Source organism: Enterococcus sp. C53 (assembly GCF_040887425.1).
GTDB classification, from domain to species: Bacteria; Bacillota; Bacilli; order Lactobacillales; family Enterococcaceae; genus Enterococcus_B; species Enterococcus_B hirae.
In genome coordinates, this window is record NZ_JBFOFT010000002.1 from 344261 (window position 1) to 360818 (window position 16558).

Annotated in this window: 18 protein-coding genes and 2 pseudogenes; 17 read left to right on the plus strand and 3 right to left on the minus strand. The window is 38.3% G+C overall.

Going from position 1 to position 16558, the window contains the following annotated elements; translation table 11 throughout:
* The first annotated feature begins 16 nt into the window (after positions 1–16).
* The 12 genes and pseudogenes from AB3I42_RS04440 to AB3I42_RS04495 all read left to right on the plus strand — a co-directional run bounded on the left by AB3I42_RS04440 (position 17) and on the right by AB3I42_RS04495 (position 7220).
* Positions 17–331, plus strand: coding sequence for a YdcP family protein (locus AB3I42_RS04440; RefSeq protein ID WP_010708789.1), 315 nt, complete (start codon positions 17–19; stop codon positions 329–331).
* A gap of 12 nt (positions 332–343) precedes the next feature.
* Positions 344–718: a YdcP family protein gene (locus AB3I42_RS04445; RefSeq protein WP_002335604.1), complete on the plus strand. Its 375-nt coding sequence runs from the start codon at positions 344–346 to the stop codon at positions 716–718.
* A 9-nt stretch (positions 719–727) separates the two neighbouring features.
* Positions 728–1072: a damage-inducible protein J gene (locus tag AB3I42_RS04450; protein ID WP_368022316.1), complete on the plus strand. Its 345-nt coding sequence runs from the start codon at positions 728–730 to the stop codon at positions 1070–1072.
* A gap of 68 nt (positions 1073–1140) precedes the next feature.
* Complete coding sequence (locus tag AB3I42_RS04455; protein ID WP_368022317.1) at positions 1141–2484, plus strand: FtsK/SpoIIIE domain-containing protein; 1344 nt, start codon at positions 1141–1143, stop codon at positions 2482–2484.
* A gap of 85 nt (positions 2485–2569) precedes the next feature.
* Positions 2570–3244: pseudogene (locus AB3I42_RS04460) on the plus strand (zeta toxin family protein).
* Positions 3237–3401 (plus strand): hypothetical protein, encoded by a 165-nt coding sequence (locus tag AB3I42_RS04465; RefSeq protein ID WP_368022318.1) that lies wholly within the window; start codon positions 3237–3239, stop codon positions 3399–3401. Before AB3I42_RS04460 ends, AB3I42_RS04465 begins: the two are co-directional and overlap by 8 nt.
* Before the next feature lie 81 nt (positions 3402–3482).
* Positions 3483–4625: a DNA (cytosine-5-)-methyltransferase gene (gene dcm, locus AB3I42_RS04470; RefSeq protein ID WP_231452879.1), complete on the plus strand. Its 1143-nt coding sequence runs from the start codon at positions 3483–3485 to the stop codon at positions 4623–4625.
* On the plus strand, positions 4615–4905 hold the full coding sequence (locus AB3I42_RS04475) for a hypothetical protein (RefSeq protein WP_002390861.1): 291 nt from the start codon (positions 4615–4617) through the stop codon (positions 4903–4905). The genes dcm and AB3I42_RS04475 overlap by 11 nt, the downstream gene beginning before the upstream one ends.
* Positions 4906–5160: 255 nt before the next feature.
* Complete coding sequence (mobT, locus tag AB3I42_RS04480; RefSeq protein WP_016171811.1) at positions 5161–6345, plus strand: MobT family relaxase; 1185 nt, start codon at positions 5161–5163, stop codon at positions 6343–6345.
* Positions 6342–6479: a DUF3789 domain-containing protein gene (locus AB3I42_RS04485; protein WP_368022319.1), complete on the plus strand. Its 138-nt coding sequence runs from the start codon at positions 6342–6344 to the stop codon at positions 6477–6479. Before mobT ends, AB3I42_RS04485 begins: the two co-directional genes overlap by 4 nt.
* Before the next feature lie 4 nt (positions 6480–6483).
* Positions 6484–6705 carry a hypothetical protein gene (locus AB3I42_RS04490; RefSeq protein ID WP_002298822.1) on the plus strand — a complete coding sequence of 74 codons (222 nt, stop codon included), beginning with the start codon at positions 6484–6486 and terminating at the stop codon, positions 6703–6705.
* Between the two features lie 11 nt (positions 6706–6716).
* The gene (locus AB3I42_RS04495) at positions 6717–7220 is read left to right on the plus strand and encodes an antirestriction protein ArdA (RefSeq protein ID WP_368022320.1); all 504 of its coding nucleotides are present in this window, start codon (positions 6717–6719) and stop codon (positions 7218–7220) included.
* Between the two features lie 34 nt (positions 7221–7254).
* Here AB3I42_RS04495 and AB3I42_RS04500 read toward each other — a convergent pair whose 3' ends face one another.
* Together AB3I42_RS04500 and AB3I42_RS04505 are read right to left on the minus strand one after the other, a co-directional pair.
* The gene (locus AB3I42_RS04500) at positions 7255–7827 is read right to left on the minus strand and encodes a hypothetical protein (RefSeq protein ID WP_016171813.1); all 573 of its coding nucleotides are present in this window, start codon (positions 7825–7827) and stop codon (positions 7255–7257) included.
* A gap of 15 nt (positions 7828–7842) precedes the next feature.
* The gene (locus AB3I42_RS04505) at positions 7843–8457 is read right to left on the minus strand and encodes a hypothetical protein (RefSeq protein WP_010776409.1); all 615 of its coding nucleotides are present in this window, start codon (positions 8455–8457) and stop codon (positions 7843–7845) included.
* 76 nt (positions 8458–8533) lie between these two features.
* Between AB3I42_RS04505 and AB3I42_RS04510 the strand changes: the two genes are divergently transcribed.
* The 5 genes and pseudogenes from AB3I42_RS04510 (at position 8534) to AB3I42_RS04530 (ending at position 15419) form a co-directional block, all read left to right on the plus strand.
* Positions 8534–8923 carry a conjugal transfer protein gene (locus tag AB3I42_RS04510; RefSeq protein WP_010776408.1) on the plus strand — a complete coding sequence of 130 codons (390 nt, stop codon included), beginning with the start codon at positions 8534–8536 and terminating at the stop codon, positions 8921–8923.
* Positions 8910–11357: pseudogene (locus AB3I42_RS04515) on the plus strand (ATP-binding protein). The gene AB3I42_RS04510 and the pseudogene AB3I42_RS04515 overlap by 14 nt, the downstream one beginning before the upstream one ends.
* 4 nt (positions 11358–11361) lie before the next feature.
* Positions 11362–13485: a CD3337/EF1877 family mobilome membrane protein gene (locus AB3I42_RS04520; RefSeq protein WP_368022321.1), complete on the plus strand. Its 2124-nt coding sequence runs from the start codon at positions 11362–11364 to the stop codon at positions 13483–13485.
* Entirely contained in the window at positions 13482–14486 is a 1005-nt protein-coding gene (locus AB3I42_RS04525) for a lysozyme family protein (RefSeq protein ID WP_010776405.1), read from the plus strand. Before AB3I42_RS04520 ends, AB3I42_RS04525 begins: the two co-directional genes overlap by 4 nt.
* 18 nt (positions 14487–14504) lie before the next feature.
* Positions 14505–15419, plus strand: a complete 915-nt coding sequence (locus AB3I42_RS04530; RefSeq protein ID WP_075492190.1) for a conjugal transfer protein — start codon at positions 14505–14507, stop codon at positions 15417–15419.
* A 519-nt stretch (positions 15420–15938) separates the two neighbouring features.
* Here the strand turns inward: AB3I42_RS04530 and AB3I42_RS04535 are convergent.
* Positions 15939–16526: a YdhK family protein gene (locus AB3I42_RS04535; protein WP_368022322.1), complete on the minus strand. Its 588-nt coding sequence runs from the start codon at positions 16524–16526 to the stop codon at positions 15939–15941.
* Positions 16527–16558 lie beyond the last annotated feature (32 nt).

Here is a 16558-nt window from a genome sequence, read left to right on the forward strand (position 1 = left end):
AAAAGAGGAAAAGAAGATGGAATTGAAATTTGTTGTGCCAGATATGACCGAAACCTTTGGAAAGATAAGCTATGCCGGCGAAGGCGAAGTTTTAACAGAAGGATATGGACGGAATACTACAGTAATTGGTCGTAGTTACCATTTGTATTCCAGTAAACAGCGAGCCGATGATATTGAGGTGGTGGTAGCTGCGGAAGCCGGTGAAAAGGATTTTGATCAAGACCAACCACTAAAAGCCGTGAATCCCCATTTGGTTGCCAAAGGCTATGAGATTGAGAATCGTGGGTTTACCGACTACGTGTTGTATGTTGATGATTTAGTGAAAGCATAGGAGGAAAAGAAGATGAGATTAACAGAAGGTATTGTCGTAGATTCAGGACTAACGTTTGGTAAATTACGTTTTTCCGCATTACGTCGGGAAGTACGCAAGCAAAATGAGGACGGAACGGTTAGTAATGAGGTAAAAGAACGGACCTATAATTTGAAATCCTCTGCACAAGGTCGAATGATCCAAGTTAGTATTCCAGCAAATGTACCCTTACGCGAGTTTGCTTATGATGCAGAGGTAGAGCTAGTCAATCCAATCGTGGATACCGTTGCCAATTATGTTTTTCGGGAAGGAACTACCGTCAATTGGTTCATTAAGGCGGATGATTTAGTCTTAAAACGACAACCGAATCAAGGAAATCCTACGAACCAAAATGAAGGAAAGAAATAGGTGAAGAATATGGAAATTAATGTGGAACATATTTTAGATTGTCTCGATCAATATGGCAAAGGCGAGCTGACCGAGGAACAACTCACTAAAGCATTAACCTATGATGAAAAAATGTTTCTGATTAAGCATCAAGGATTACTGGAAGTAGGTAATGATGCCGAAGAAGACTTTGATGTACTGAATTGGTTAGGGGAGGAAGAGTCCTTCTTTATGGTTGTGGAAGCAAAAGAAAACTTATGTCGAGAAGCAGAATCTGTCTTAGAAGAAATCGGTGTGGAGATGCTTGATGCCATTGAAAGCTTTTTAAAACAATTAGTTGAAACAAAGCAACTTCCTATAGCATTAAATGACTAGTATAACGGTTTGAAATTGCCCAATGAAATCCTATTGGGCTTTTTTGATTGGAGGTGGAAACCATCAAAATGTATAAAGGGCATCGCATACGTGCAGGAGATCAGCACTTGGTTTATCACTTTGTTCTTGGGTGGCTAATCACTTTATTCATCGGTTGGATGGGCGTCTTTTATTTTCAAGAGCTTAGACAACTTGAGACTTCTAAGCTATCACTTTCCACTATTGAAATCGTTTGGTCCATGAAAGATTTAGTATGTCTGCTTGGAAGTCTCGTTTTGTCAGGAAGTATGCTGTTGCTTTATATGTATTTTTTTCAGAACCATTGGCGAAGTTTGTGGCATCGACAAAAGCTAGCCCGGATGATTCTAGAAAACCATTGGTATGAAGTGAAACAAACTCAAAGTGAAGGTTTTTTCAAAGATTTGAGTAGTAGTCGGACCAAAGAGAATATCAGTTACTTCCCCAAAATTTATTATCGAATGAAGGATGGCTTACTGTCTATTCGCGTTCAAATTTCACTGGGAAAATATCAAGATCAACTCTTGAAATTGGAAAAGAAGTTAGAAAGTGGGGTGTATTGTGAGTTAGTAGAAAAAGAACTCAAAGACTCTTATGTGGAATACACCTTGTTATACGATATGATTGTCAATCGAATTGGAATTGAAGAAGTAGTGGCAGAAAATGGGGCGTTGCGATTGATGAAAAATCAAGTATGGGCGTATGATTCCTTACCTCATATGTTAATTGCTGGCGGAACCGGAGGAGGGAAGACCTATTTTTTACTCACTATTATTCAAGCGCTATTGAAGTCAGATGCCGAATTGTTTATCCTCGATCCCAAAAATGCAGATCTGGCCGATTTAGGTACGGTAATGCCCCATGTTTATTCTCAAAAGGAAGAAATTTCTGTTTGTGTGGAAGATTTTTATGAGCGCATGATGGCTCGTAGCAAGGCAATGAAAGAAATGACTAACTACAAAACAGGAGAGAATTATGCGTATCTCGGACTTCCGCCAAACTTTTTAATCTTTGATGAATACGTGGCTTATATGGAAATGTTAACGACTAAGGAGAGTGCGGTAATTTTGAATAAGCTCAAACAAATCGTGATGTTAGGCCGTCAATCTGGCTTCTTTCTGATTCTGGCTTGTCAAAGACCAGATGCGAAATATTTAGGAGACGGAATTCGCGATCAATTCAACTTTCGCGTGGCTTTGGGTCGCATGAGTGAGCTCGGATATTCCATGATGTTTGGGGAGGTTGATAAAAATTTTTTCATGAAACGAATTAAAGGTCGAGGTTATGTAGATACAGGGGGCAGTGTGATTAGTGAGTTTTATACGCCACTTGTACCAAAAGGGTATGATTTCTTGGAATCCATCAAACAAGTAGCGCAATCAAAAGAAAAATGACAGCTACAGAGAGATTTAGTCTTCTAGGGTATCGGACTAAAAGTATGATAAACTAATGATGAAAGCGTCAGGAGGTGCAATAAAAATGACAGAGGATTATTCTTTACAGTATGCTAAAGAGAACAAAAAAGTATTAATTTCTTCTATTACTGATGGGAAAGAAAAAGAGGAAGAAAAGACTGCCATTTTTATGGCTGGAAGTCCTGGGGCTGGAAAGACTGAGGCTGCACAAACTTTGACGGCATTGAATAGTAATCTTTGTGTAATCGATGCTGATAAATTTCGTGAATTATTCCCAGGCTATGTTGGGAATAATTCAGATGAATTTCAACGAGGATCAGCAATTTTGGTAGATGCTGCTCTCGATTTAGTTCTTAAAAAGGGTTATAGTTTTATTCTTGATGGCACGTTTGCGACTTCTAATGTAAATCAAAATATTGAACGGGCACTCAAAAAGAATTATAATGTGCTTGTTTATTATGTATATCAAGATCCATTTATTGCTTGGGACTTTACTAAAAAACGAGAAGAAGTTTAAGGCCGTTTTGTTCCTAAAGAACGTTTTATCAATGCTTTTTTTCAATCGAGAAAAAATTTGATGCAGGTGAAAAAGCAATTTCAAGAGAAAGTAACCATCAATATCTTAGTGAAGGACTTTCAAAATACGATTTCTGATTTTCTAATGGACATTGATAATGTTGGACTAGCATTACCAATCAGTTATACGAAAGAAAGATTGGAGGAAGAACTACATGACTGAGAAAGAAAAAGTTGAAGAAATTATGGAGAAGTATAACCGTAACTTTTCTACACTACAAAAGAATGCCTCTGCGAAAGAGCTGAAGACAGTCTTTAAATTTGTAGCAGATGAATCCAATCGAAAACAACGAGAATTGATTGGTTTGGATAAAGAATAATAAATTTGAATTTGAAATATTTTTAAGAGCCAAGAGCAAAAATGTTCTTGGCTTTTTTCTTTGCGATGAATGAGGTGATTTATGACATTTTTAGATTTATTCGCTGGGATTGGTGGCTTTCGCTTAGGCATGGAACAAGCGGGTCACCAGTGTATCGGTTTTTGTGAAATTGATGAATTTGCTCGGCGGAGTTATAAAGCAATCCATGATACAAGGAAGGAGGTGGAAATGCATGACATCACAAGTGTATCAGACGAGTTTGTTCAATCCCTCGGACCAGTGGACATCCTTTGCGGCGGATTTCCGTGCCAAGCTTTTTCAATTGCGGGAAAGCGGCAAGGATTTTCCGATACTCGAGGTACTTTATTCTTTGAAATCGCTCGGTTCGCCACTCTTCTCCAACCTAAGTTTCTATTCCTTGAGAACGTCCGGGGATTGCTCAATCACGAAGGAGGGGCTACGTTCGAGACGATCCTCCGAACGCTGGATGGATTGGGGTATGATGTGGAATGGCAGGTGCTTAACTCAAAGGCCTACGTTCCCCAAAGCCGCGAGCGGGTCTTCCTTATCGGACATTCTCGAGACGCACGTACCAAACAAGTATTTCCTATCATTGGATCGTCTCCAACATCTGATCAAAACATCCGAAACTTGTTAAATATCAATCCTTCCAATCGAGGAATGGGTGGCCAAGTCTATGGTTCAGATGGGGTTGCCCCAACCTTAACCGGTGATGAAGGAATCAAAATCGCATTGCCGGTAAAGGATGGAATTTCTGTAGCCGGTATGTTATCAGGAAATTTTGAACAAGGCAATCGTGTTTATGAGGTAACTGGAACTGCCCCCACCTTGTCAACGAAACAAGGTGGAACAAAAATCATGATTCGCAAAAATGAAACAGAATATCAAGAGGTGAAGCCAGGGGACAGTGTGAACTTGGCTTTTCCTAATTCCATAAGTCGTCGAGGTCGTCTGGGAAAACAAAGTGTGCATACCTTACTAACAGGAGACCAACAAGCGGTCGTCACAGATCAGTATCAGATTCGGAAGCTAACGCCCAGGGAGTGTTGGCGACTTCAAGGCTTTCCCGACTGGGCTTTTGACCGAGCTTCTCAAGTCAATTCAGATAGTCAGTTATATAAGCAGGCCGGAAACTCAGTAACAGTTCCGGTCATTTTTGATATTGCCAGAAGATTAAAGGAGGTAAAACTAGATGATTTATGATGAGTTGATCGGAGAAATCTACTGGGTGATTGGCAAGATTCAGTCAGATCCGGAACTGGAAGAAGAACTGTACCGGCTCAATTTTGATATTCGAAAAAATGGGGTGAAGGTCCCTGGTGATTCATATGTAATGGATGAGGAAACCGATGCTCGAATTGAGTTGAATCAGGTTATCAGTGAATTCGAACGGATTGCGGACCTTGCCAAAGAACCTGATATCCGCCAATACTTGTTTGAGATAAAAGCAGAACTAGAAATTGAGGGTATTACTGCGGAGTAACAACCAAATAAACCACTGATAGGCGCTGACCGCGGGGGATTTGCGAAGCAGAAATCCTCCGTGGTGCTGTGCCTGTTCATGGACGGCGTTAGCCGGCCATGATGTCTCACCCCCCGTATCTAACAGGGGGGTACAAAAACACAAAAAATAAGCAAGTAACCATTAAGAATTACTGGTGTAGCAAGAATAGTAAGTAATTTGTATAGGTGTTAACTCATTTGAAAAAGTTAACACCTTGAATTTGGAGGTGAGAACTTGGCACAACGGAATTTAGATTACCGGTTATTAAAAGACCGACGCAACGAATATGGTGTTTCGCAAAATAAATTGGCTACGGCTTGCGGGCTTAGTCGTCCCTATTTAAATCAGATAGAAAACGGTGGCGTAACACCATCTGCAAAGACCATGAAGAAAATTTTTGACCAACTGGAAAGTTTCAATCCCGATTTGCCTTTGACGTTACTGTTTGACTATGTAAGGATTCGTTTCCCCACAACGGATGTACGGAAAATTATTCAAGAAATTCTCCATTTGAAATTTGAGTATATGCTTCATGAAGATTACGCCTTTTACTCCTATCAAGAACAATACGTCATGGGCGATATTGTGGTGATGTTGTCTCATGAAGAAGATAAAGGTGTGCTTTTGGAATTAAAAGGGCGAGGTTGTCGGCAGTTTGAAACTTTTTTACTCGCACAAAAGCGTAGCTGGTACGACTTTTTCGAAGATTGTCTAAAAGCTGGTGGCGTGTTGAAACGCTTGGATTTAGCAATCAATGATCGAGTGGGCTTGTTAGATATTCCTGAATTAACGAAAAAATGTCAGAAGGAAGAATGTATCTCCTTGTTTCGTACCTTTAAAAGTTACCGTTCCGGGGAACTGTTGAAAGCCGACGAAAAGGATGGCATGGGCAATACTTTATATATCGGTAGCCTCAAGAGTGAGGTTTATTTCTGTTTGTACGAAAAAGATTATGAACAATATATCAAGTTAGGGATTCCATTAGACAAGACCGAAACGAAAAATCGCTTTGAGATTCGACTGAAAAATGACCGAGCCTATCATGCGATTCAAGATTTGTTAAAAGGTCGTAGTATTGAAAGTACCACATTTTCCATTATCAATCGGTATTTGCGATTTGCGGATAAAGTAGATGGAAAACGGAGAACCAATTGGCCCTTAAATGAACAATGGGGTCGTTTTATTGGACGGAATCGGAAAGAGATTCAATTAACTTCTGAACCGAAACCGTATACCATTGAACGAACCTTGAATTGGCTAGGTAGACAAGTTGCCCCTACGTGGAAAATGGCTAAGGAGTTGGATCGTTTGAATCAGACAACCTATATACAGGATATGGTACAGAATGCCCGCTTATCAGACCGGCACAAAAAGATTTTGGAGCAACAAAGTATGGCAATTGAAAATTTGATTATATGAAAAGAGGAATTTTGATTGGAATTGTAAAAGATATTTTATTGGTATTTGGTGGCAGTATGCTAGGTGTTACTGTGATGTGCTTGATGAACGCAAGTGCAGCGGCAGACCGAGCAATGGAAAAGAAAGGAAAGTGACGAGATGAATTTCGGACAAAATTTATATCAATGGTTTTTAACTAACGCGCAATCGTTAGTCTTACTGGCAATTGTGGTCATTGGTTTATTTTTAGGATTTAAGCGTGAGTTTTCCAAATTGATTGGCTTTTTGGTGATTGCCTTGATTGCGGTCGGTCTAGTCTTTAATGCTTCTGGTGTGAAAGATGTCTTACTCAATTTGTTTAACCGAATTGTCGGAGCTTAGGGGGAATCACTATGGAACAGATGCGAGTATATATTGCGAACCTTGGAAAATACAATGAAGGGGAGTTGGTGGGGGCGTGGTTTACCCCACCTGTCGATTTTGATGAAGTAAAAGAACGGATTGGATTAAATGACGAATATGAAGAATATGCGATTCATGATTATGAACTGCCTTTTGAGATTGATGAGTATACACCAATTGAGGAAATTAATCGGTTGTGTGGTTTAGCAGAGGAATTAGAAGGAACGCCGATTGGTGAGGTTGCTTTAGAGATTCAACACGCTTTTTTCAATTCTTTTGAGGAGATGGTGGAGCATGTGGATGATATTATTTGTTATCCCGATTGTAATGATATGAGTGATGTAACGTATTACTTGATTGTGGAAGCTGGTGATTTTGGAGAAGTACCGGAACATTTGAAGACGTATATTGATTTTGATGCGTGTGGTAGAGACTTGGAGATTGGAGGCAACTATTTGGTTACGAGTCGTGGAGTTTTTGAGTATGCAATATAAAGATATACGCCATTCAATTTGAATGGCGTATATCTCAATTTATTAATGGGAGTTTATCAGTGTTAGAAAGTGCCCAAACAATTGCGTTACCAGCTAAAGTAACAACTTTTGGATGTTTTTCGAGAAACTCAGAAAATCGTTCTAAAACGTTAGGCTTAAAATCTTTTGTTTCAACAATTTCGATAAGTTCTTTTCCTACTCGTTGGTCTTCAGGCGGTAAAGCATCAATATATTCTTTTAATTCCTCAAGAGAAGTATTCCAGCTGTTTGTGACAGTATTGTTGTTTCCAAACGCTGCTCCTCTATAGTCACCGGAAGAGTTAAAGTTAAAGGTATTTGTTGTCTGAATCGACTGATTATTTTTTTCTGAAGGATGAATTTTCTCAGCTCCAGCTTCTGTTAGTTCGACGTTGTCAGTCCAAATTATGGGTGTCATTTTGGTTTTTGTTATAGACGCACCTCGGATATAGCCAGAATTTGTTGCACTTTCTAATAATGATGCGAATTCTTGTTGGGACAGCTCCAATAAGTTTGATGTAACAGTAGTTCCGTCATAAACGAATTTTAAAAGTTGATTTAACTTCTTTTCTTTGGTTAGATAGTCCATACTAAACTCCTCTTGTTAAGTATTATTAGTTGTGTTATTACTACCGAAACTTGCACCCTTTTGATCACCGCCATAGATATTGTAGATGTTACTAATGCTTGTATCGGATGCGTCTTTTTTTGGATAGGGGGTATCTAATACGTCGTATCCTTCTGTAGTAACCCTTGCAAATTGTGATAAAAAGAGATGAGGTTTGTTACTAGCATATTTAATAGCAATTCCTTTAACTAAATTTGAATCAATAGCATATTTAATTAAGTCGTAGTAGTCAATTTCTCGAACACGTTTGTTTGGAGTTCTTAAATCATCGTCTTGATCATCTAATCGTTTGAGAAATATCTGGAGTTGCTTATATCGATTCTCACGATTCATTTTAATAGGTTTATTCGATTCACTAATTTGCTCAATAAAGGCATATCCTTTATCTGTGATTATTGCCTGACTAGCATCTATATTTGGACCGCTGTAATAATGTTCGATTTTTAAATTATGAACTAATCCTTTAGAAATAATATACTTATAAAGCTCTGCGTCTGATTCTGAGATATCAGCATTTGTGAGTATATCTGCTTCATTTTGGATTTTCAATAATAGCTCATACAATTTAAGATTAAGTTCTTCTTGTTTCAAACCGATCTACCTCCTAACTGCCTTTAATTATAACAGAATTTTCAACATGGATAATAATATATTTGGAGATGAGTCAATGAAAAAAATAAAAAGCTACACCAGTATTTGGGCAGTTGAAAAAGTCATTTACGCAATCAATGACTTTCAGTTGCCTTTTCCTGTGACCTTTAACCAGATGGCTTGGTTTGTTTTGTCCTTGCTGTTTGTCATCGTATTTGCCCATGTGCCTCCGCTATCTATGATAGAGGGGGCATTTTTAAAATACTTAGGCATTCCGGTTGCGGTTACTTGGTTTATGTCCCAAAAGACTTTTGATGGCAAGAAACCATTGGGATTTTTACGGTCTTTTATCAGTTATCACTTGCGGTTTAAGGTTACGTTTGCAGGAAAGAAAGTCAAAGAACAGAAGAAACGATGGGTCGAGCCTGTCACTTTAGTGAGGAGTGTGAACTATGTACCCAATTAAGTATATCGAAAACAATCTTGTGTTTAACCAAGAAGGTGAGTGTTTTGCTTACTATGAGTTAGTGCCTTATAACTACTCCTTTTTGTCACCGGAACAAAAATATCAAGTACATGATAACTTTCGCCAATTGATTGCGCAAAATCGTGAAGGCAAGATCCATGCCTTACAAATTGCTACAGAAAGTAGTATTCGTGCCACACAAGAGCGATCGAAGAAGGAAATTACCGGTAGACTCAAAGAAGTCGCGAAACAACGGATTGACCTACAGACAGATGCATTGGTATCTATGATTGGCGATAGTCAGATTGATTATCGCTTTTTTATTGGCTTTAAACTAATTGCGACAGATGAAGAAGTCAATCTAAAAAGTCTCAAGAAATCTTTCTTTTCTGGGTTTCAAGAATTTATCTATGGGGTGAATCATCATTTGATGGGCGATTTTGTTTCCTTATCCAATGAAGAAATTCGTCGGTATACTAAGCTTGAAAAACTAATGGAAAGTAAATTAGCTCGGAGATTTAAAGTCAGACGGGTGACACCGAGTGATCTGACGTATTTGATTGAACATATTTATGGTGAAAAAGGTACACCATTTGAAGAATATGAATTTCAGTTACCAAAGAAAAAGCTGAAATTAGAAACCCTAGTGAAACGTTATGACCTATTACGTCCAAGTCGTTGTTTGATTGAAGAAAAACCAAGGTACTTACGCATGGAACATGAGAATCATGAGTCGTATGTAGCGTACCTGACAATCAACACGATTGTGGGAGAGATGGATTTTCCTTCTTCGGAACTTTTTTATTACCAGCAACAACAATTCACATTTCCCATTGATACGAGTATGAATATAGAAATTGTCACTAACAAAAAGGCACTCGCTACTGTTCGTAATAAGAAAAAGGAATTAAAAGATTTAGACAACCATGCTTATCAATCCGACAATGAGACGAATTCCAATGTCTTAGATGCTTTAGATTCAGTGGATGAATTGGAAACCACTTTGGATCAGTCCAAGGAATCCATGTACAAATTAAGCTATGTGGTTCGGGTGAGTGCGGAATCAGTAGATGAACTAAAACGCCGTTGTGATGAAGTATTAGATTTTTATGATGACACCAATGTGAAACTAGTTCGGCCCTTTGGCGATATGACGGGCTTACATGAAGAGTTTTTGCCTTCTAGTAAACGATACATGAATGACTATATTCAGTATGTTACCTCTGATTTTCTCGCCGGTCTTGGTTTTGGCGCTACCCAAATGTTAGGAGAATTAGAAGGCATTTACTTTGGCTACAATGTGGATACAGGTCGTAATGTTTACCTGAAACCGGCATTGGCTTCACAAGGAGTCAAGGGTTCAGTAACCAATGCTTTGGCTGCTGCTTTCCTCGGTTCTCTTGGCGGTGGAAAGTCCTTTAGTAACAATCTCTTAGTTTATTATGCCGTCCTTTTCGGTGGGCAAGCTGTAATTGTCGATCCAAAAGGAGAACGAGGTGGCTGGAAAGAAACGTTGCCAGAAATTGCGGATGAAATCAATATCCTCAACTTAACTAGTAAACCAGAAAATCAAGGCTTACTTGATCCTTATGTGATTATGAAGAAAAAGAAGGACTCGGAAAGTCTAGCGATTGATATCCTAACCTTTTTAACAGGGATTTCTAGCCGTGATGGGGAGAAGTTTCCCGTTTTACGCAAGGCCATTCGAACCGTTACACAGAGTAATCAACGAGGACTATTACAAGTCATTAACGAACTTCGAAACGATGGCTCACCAGTCGCGGAAAATATCGCCGATCATATCGAGTCTTTTACCGATTATGATTTTGCTCACTTGCTTTTCTCAGATGGTTCGATTACGCAATCGATTAGTTTGGATAAACAGTTGAATATCATTCAAGTGGCGGATTTAGTTTTACCAGATGCAGAGTCCACTTTTGAAGAATACACCACCATGGAATTACTCAGTGTTTCGATGCTGATTATTATTTCAACTTTTGCCTTGGATTTTATCCATAGCAACCGAGAAATCTTCAAAATTGTAGATTTAGATGAGGCGTGAAGTTTTCTTCAGGTAGCGCAAGGAAAGACGTTATCGAATAAACTCGTGCGTGCTGGTCGGGCCATGAATGCCGGTGTTTATTTTGTCACGCAAAATAGTGACGATTTATTGGATGAACGTTTAAAAAATAATATCGGGTTGAAGTTTGCTTTTCGCAGCACCGATATTCATGAAATCAAGAAAACCTTGGAATTTTTTGGATTGGATCAGGAAGATGAAAGCAATCAAAAACGCCTGCGAGATTTGGAAAACGGTCAATGCTTGATGCAAGACTTGTATGGGCGAGTAGGTGTGGTTCAAGTCCATCCTGTCTTTGAAGAACTCTTCCATGCCTTTGATACCCGTCCGCCGGTTCAAGAGAGAATGGAGTGAGGGGATGAAAAAGAAACTTTTTCGGAGTGTGGGAATTGTTTTGGTTAGTCTAATTTCTCTTATCATTCTTTTGAGCTTAGTTGGGACGGTGGCGGAGGCAACGGGACTTGTTGATGATACAGTGAAAGCCGGAAATCTTTATTCCCAATATTCTCTAAACAACTACCAATTAGATTTCTTTGTTGATAGTTCTTGGGATTGGCTGCCTTGGAATTGGGGGGATGGCTTAGGCAAGAGCGTGATGTATGTCCTTTATGCCATTACCAATTTTATTTGGACGGTTAGTTTGTATCTGTCGAATGCCACGGGTTATGTGGTTCAAGAAGCCTATAAGTTAGATTTCATTTCAGATACGGCGGAAAGTATTGGGAAGAATATTCAAACACTCGCTGACATAAACGAAAATGGGCTCCAGACCTCGGGATTTTACTTTGGGTTTCTATTATTGATGATTTTGGTTCTAGGAGCTTATGTGACGTATACCGGATTATTAAAACGAGAAACTACGAAAGCAGTCCGGGCTGTGATTAATTTTGTGATAATCTTTCTACTCTCAGGATCGTTTATTGCTTATGCGCCTACCTATATTACGAAAATCAATGACTTTAGCTCGGATGTTAGTGAAGCTGCTCTTAGCCTTGGAACCGAGATTGTGGTCCCCAATTCGGAAAGCCAAGGAAAAGATAGTGTGGATTTGATCCGGGATAGCTTGTTTTCCATTCAAGTACAACAACCATGGCTACTGTTGCAATTTGGTGATTCCAATATTGAAGAAATTGGGGAGGAGCGAGTCAACAAGATTTTATCTGTCAGTCCAGATGAAAAGAAAGGTAAGGATCGAGAAGAGGCAGTCAAAGCGGAAATTGAAGAAAACGACAATGCGAATCTAAGTATCACCAAGACCATGAACCGATTAGGGACCGTGGTCTTTTTGGTGTTGTTCAACATTGGTATCTCCTTCTTTGTTTTTCTACTGACAGGGATTATGTTATTCTCGCAAATTCTCTTCATTATCTTTACGATGTTTCTGCCCATTAGTTTCTTACTGTCCATGTTGCCGACTTATGAAAGTTTGGGGAAGAAAGCAATCATTCGTTTGTTCAATACGATTATGATGCGAGCTGGAGTTACGTTGGTGATTACGACTGCATTTAGTGTTTCCACCATGTTTTTCAATATTTCGGCAACCTATCCTTTCTTTATGGTGGCCTTTCTGCAAATTGTGACTTTTGCTGGAATCTATTTCAAATTAGGGGACATTATGAGCATGTTCAACCTTCAAAGCAATGATAGCCAGTCAATGGGAAGGCGCGTCATGCGAAAACCTCAAATGTTAATGAATCGAAAGTTACGGCAACTTAATCGAAATGTAGGACGAACATTGGCTTTTGGTGGTGGTGCAGCAGTTGGCGGAAAACTAGCAAAAGATCAATCAATATCCAGATTGAAGTCTCCTGGTTTTTCTCCACGAAAGAATCCATCATTATCTAACAATAAAGAGGTAATATCTGACCCGAATAAGGAAAATCCAATTTCAATAAATAAGAAACAATCTCGAATGAATTTGACCGGAAGAAAAATCGGCAAGGTACTAGATACCCAATCAATGGTAAAAGACAAAGCACAACGAGCAAAGGATCAAGTGCGGAATACGCCAACTAATTTGAAATACAATCTGCATAAAGAAATCGAAAAGACGAAAAAAGCACCAGAAGAATTCAAGCGTGGACTTGTCCAAGAAAAAGCGAATCGAGCGGAGTTGCGAGAAAAACAACGACAACGTAGAGATGAAAAAATGGCTGAAAAGCGGAAAGTATTGGGAGATCTAGCAAATCGTCATAGAAAAGGTAGGACCAATGTTCCGATAAAAGAGGAATCCAAATCTCAGAAAAGTAAGATACCAAAGAATGCACCGGCTAATCGAATTGTAAAAGTAAATTCGAATCCTGAAATCAAACGAAGACTCTCAAATCAAAAATTGAGTACGAAAGAAAACAATCAACCAGTAAGAAAAGTGACTCCTATCCAACAGGCGAAGAAGCGATCCATTCTTGCAAAAGCAGGCAATCGAAAAGTACAAAGAAGAATAAAAACTCGTCCAAAACCAAGGTCGGGTGAGTCTAAATGACCATAAGAAAATTGAGTACAATCTCGTTATCAATTTTGACGATTTCTTTTATGGGCATCTTGTTGTGTGTCGGCTTATTATTTGGTGAGGATAGTGAAGGAAGCAACAGTTCTGGTACCTCTCCCGGTGGCAGTAGTGTCTCTGAGGAAGTTTTAAAGCATCGGTCACTGGTAGAAAAGTATGCCAAGGAATCGGACATTTCAGATTATGTACCGATTCTTTTGGCAATTATTCAAGTGGAGTCGGGTGGTACAGCAAAAGATGTGATGCAAAGCTCTGAATCAGCTGGCTTACCACCTAATTCATTAAGTACTGAGGCATCCATTAAACAGGGGTGTCTCTATTTTGCTTCCTTGGTTAAACGAGCCAAAGAGTTAGGTTGTGATCAAGATAGTATTATCCAAGCCTATAATTATGGTGGCGGCTATATAGATCACGTCGCAAAAAATGGAAAGAAGCATAGTTTTGCTTTGGCGGAATTCTTTTCAAAAGAAAAATCAGGTGGTCAAAAAGTTGATTACCCCAATCCAATCGCGATTAAGGAAAATGGTGGGTGGCGTTATAACTATGGGAATATGTTTTATTGTTTGTTGGTAAAACAATATCTCACCACTAGTAAATTTGATGACGAAACCGTACAAAAGATCTTTGATGAAGCTTTTAAATATGAAGGAACCGCTTATGTATTTGGCGGTTCGAGTCCGGAAACTGGTTTTGATTGTAGTGGCTTGACTCAATGGTGTTACGCCAAAGTTGGCCTGAAACTTCCACGAGTGGCACAGGATCAGTATGATGCCATGACTCATATTGACCTAAAAGATGCCAAACCAGGTGATTTGGTTTTCTTTCACTCAACTTATGATGCAGGTACTTACGTGACTCATGTCGGAATTTATGCAGGAGAGAATCGGATGTTTCATGCGGGAGATCCAGTGGGCTGGATGAATCTTACAGAACCCTATTGGCAGCAGCATCTTATTGGAGCAGGGCGATATAAATAAGAGAAAAGAGGAATGAACATGAAGATAAAAATTGAACGAAGCCAGAAGGAGAAGATTCCAAAAAAGAAGAAAGAACGAGTAATTACAGTGGGCAAGCATCGAAAAATGGTGCTTGCCCTTTGGTTTTTATTGTTTTGCAGTCTCACTTTTGGAATATACAAAAATTTCACGGCGATTGATCAGCACACGGCTCATGAGAAAGTGGTTGTGAAAGAAAAAATAGTGAATACTTCTGGAGTTGAAAATTTCACGATGGATTTTGCGAAAGAGTATTTTTCATGGAAGAATGATAAAGAAGTCATTGAAAAGAGAATGGATAATCTTGAACAATATCTGACTGAGGAAGGGGTGACTTTAAGTCAAGATATGGTTCGAGCGGATATTCCCACTAGTTCTGAGGTACAGTCAGTCAAAATTATTAATGTGGAAAAACACTTGGAAGAATTTGTTGTTTCATTTTTAGTAGATCAAAAGATTACAGAAGGGAAAAAAGTACAGCAAGTTTCATCTGCATATCGAGTGACAATATATGAAGATAAGAAAGGCAACCATATTGTGTCCAGCTTGCCCACAATGATTGGAAAACCAGAGAAAGCGAAATATGAAATAAAACAAGTAGAAAATGATTCAGAAATTGATGCTAAAACGACTGAAGAAATCACCGAGTTTTTAGAGACATTTTTCAAGATTTATCCAACAGCGTCAGCAAAAGAACTTGAGTATTATGTAGAGAATGATGTAATGCAACCAATCAATAGTAACTTAAATTTTGTAGAATTAGTTAGTCCTATCTATCAACGAAAAGGAGATGTAATTCAGACAATAGTTGTAGTGAAATATCTCAATAATACATCTAAAATAATGCATAATTTTGAATACAATATCATTTTACAAGAAGTAGAGAATTGGAAAATAATTGGTATTGCTTATTAGATAGATTCAATAAATTCTTGATAAGATTCCTATAAACTAGTTGCTCATCAAAAGAAAATGAGTTGTCCAATTGTTTTAATTTAGTAATTAGAAATGAAGAAGGTATTTTCAAAGACTAAAAAAGATTTCTTGACGAATTCTTATCTGAAAGGATCATTATTTTATTTTAATCATCATGCTAGTCTAAAGTGTTTGGTAATGAGGATTGATTTTTTTAGAACGGGCTTCATTTTAATAAACTTATTGATTGTAAAAGAGTAGAATAAAGCTCATTTAGTTAGTTTTATTCTACTCCATTGTAAGGGGTTACTGTAAACTATTCCTATTGTTACAACGATCCGAATAGTTATTGGAATTGAGTTGTGACATCATATTACCGTTTCGAACTGTTCGGTTCTCATATTTAGAACTGGATAAATTTGCTAGTGCTGAATATCCAAGATTAAATAGGCTAAATAATCCAATTAATGATAGAATGCTCATACTAATAAACAATATTTTCGCTTTTTTTGTCATTTTTTATTCTCCTTTCTCATTAATTTTCATTTCATCTTCAGTTACCCACATGTGATTTTTTACCATCTCATCACCATTGGTTGGTGTGTAGTCAACTACGTATACTGTAGCGTTAATAGCATCATCAACAGTCGCAGTTGCACCCATCATTCCGTCCATATGTTCAGCGTTCAATATGACTGTATCACCCTTTGCTGCAATATTGCTTGGGTCTTTGAGTTCTTCTTGTACAACCCATTTATGATTACTTACTTTTTCTCCACCATTTGTAGGATCATAACTCACTTCATAGATTGTAGTTTTGTAAGCTCCTACAACATATCCCTCAGCACCATTCATTCCATCCATATGATCGTCCAATAATATAATAGAACTTCCTATTGGAAACTTTGGGTTAGAGTCGTCTTTCATACCATCAGGAACAACACCATCATGATTCATTCCAGCCATACTGTCCATAGTACTACTAATTGTCGTTTCATTTTTTTCAGAAGAAGTTGTAGATGATTTCGTTGTATTAGGAGTGGAGCAAGCTGCCAGGGTTAAAATTGTACCTAGGCTAAGGAATATAATACTAATATTTCGTTTCATGAAATACCTCCATAATAATTAATTTTTGTTAA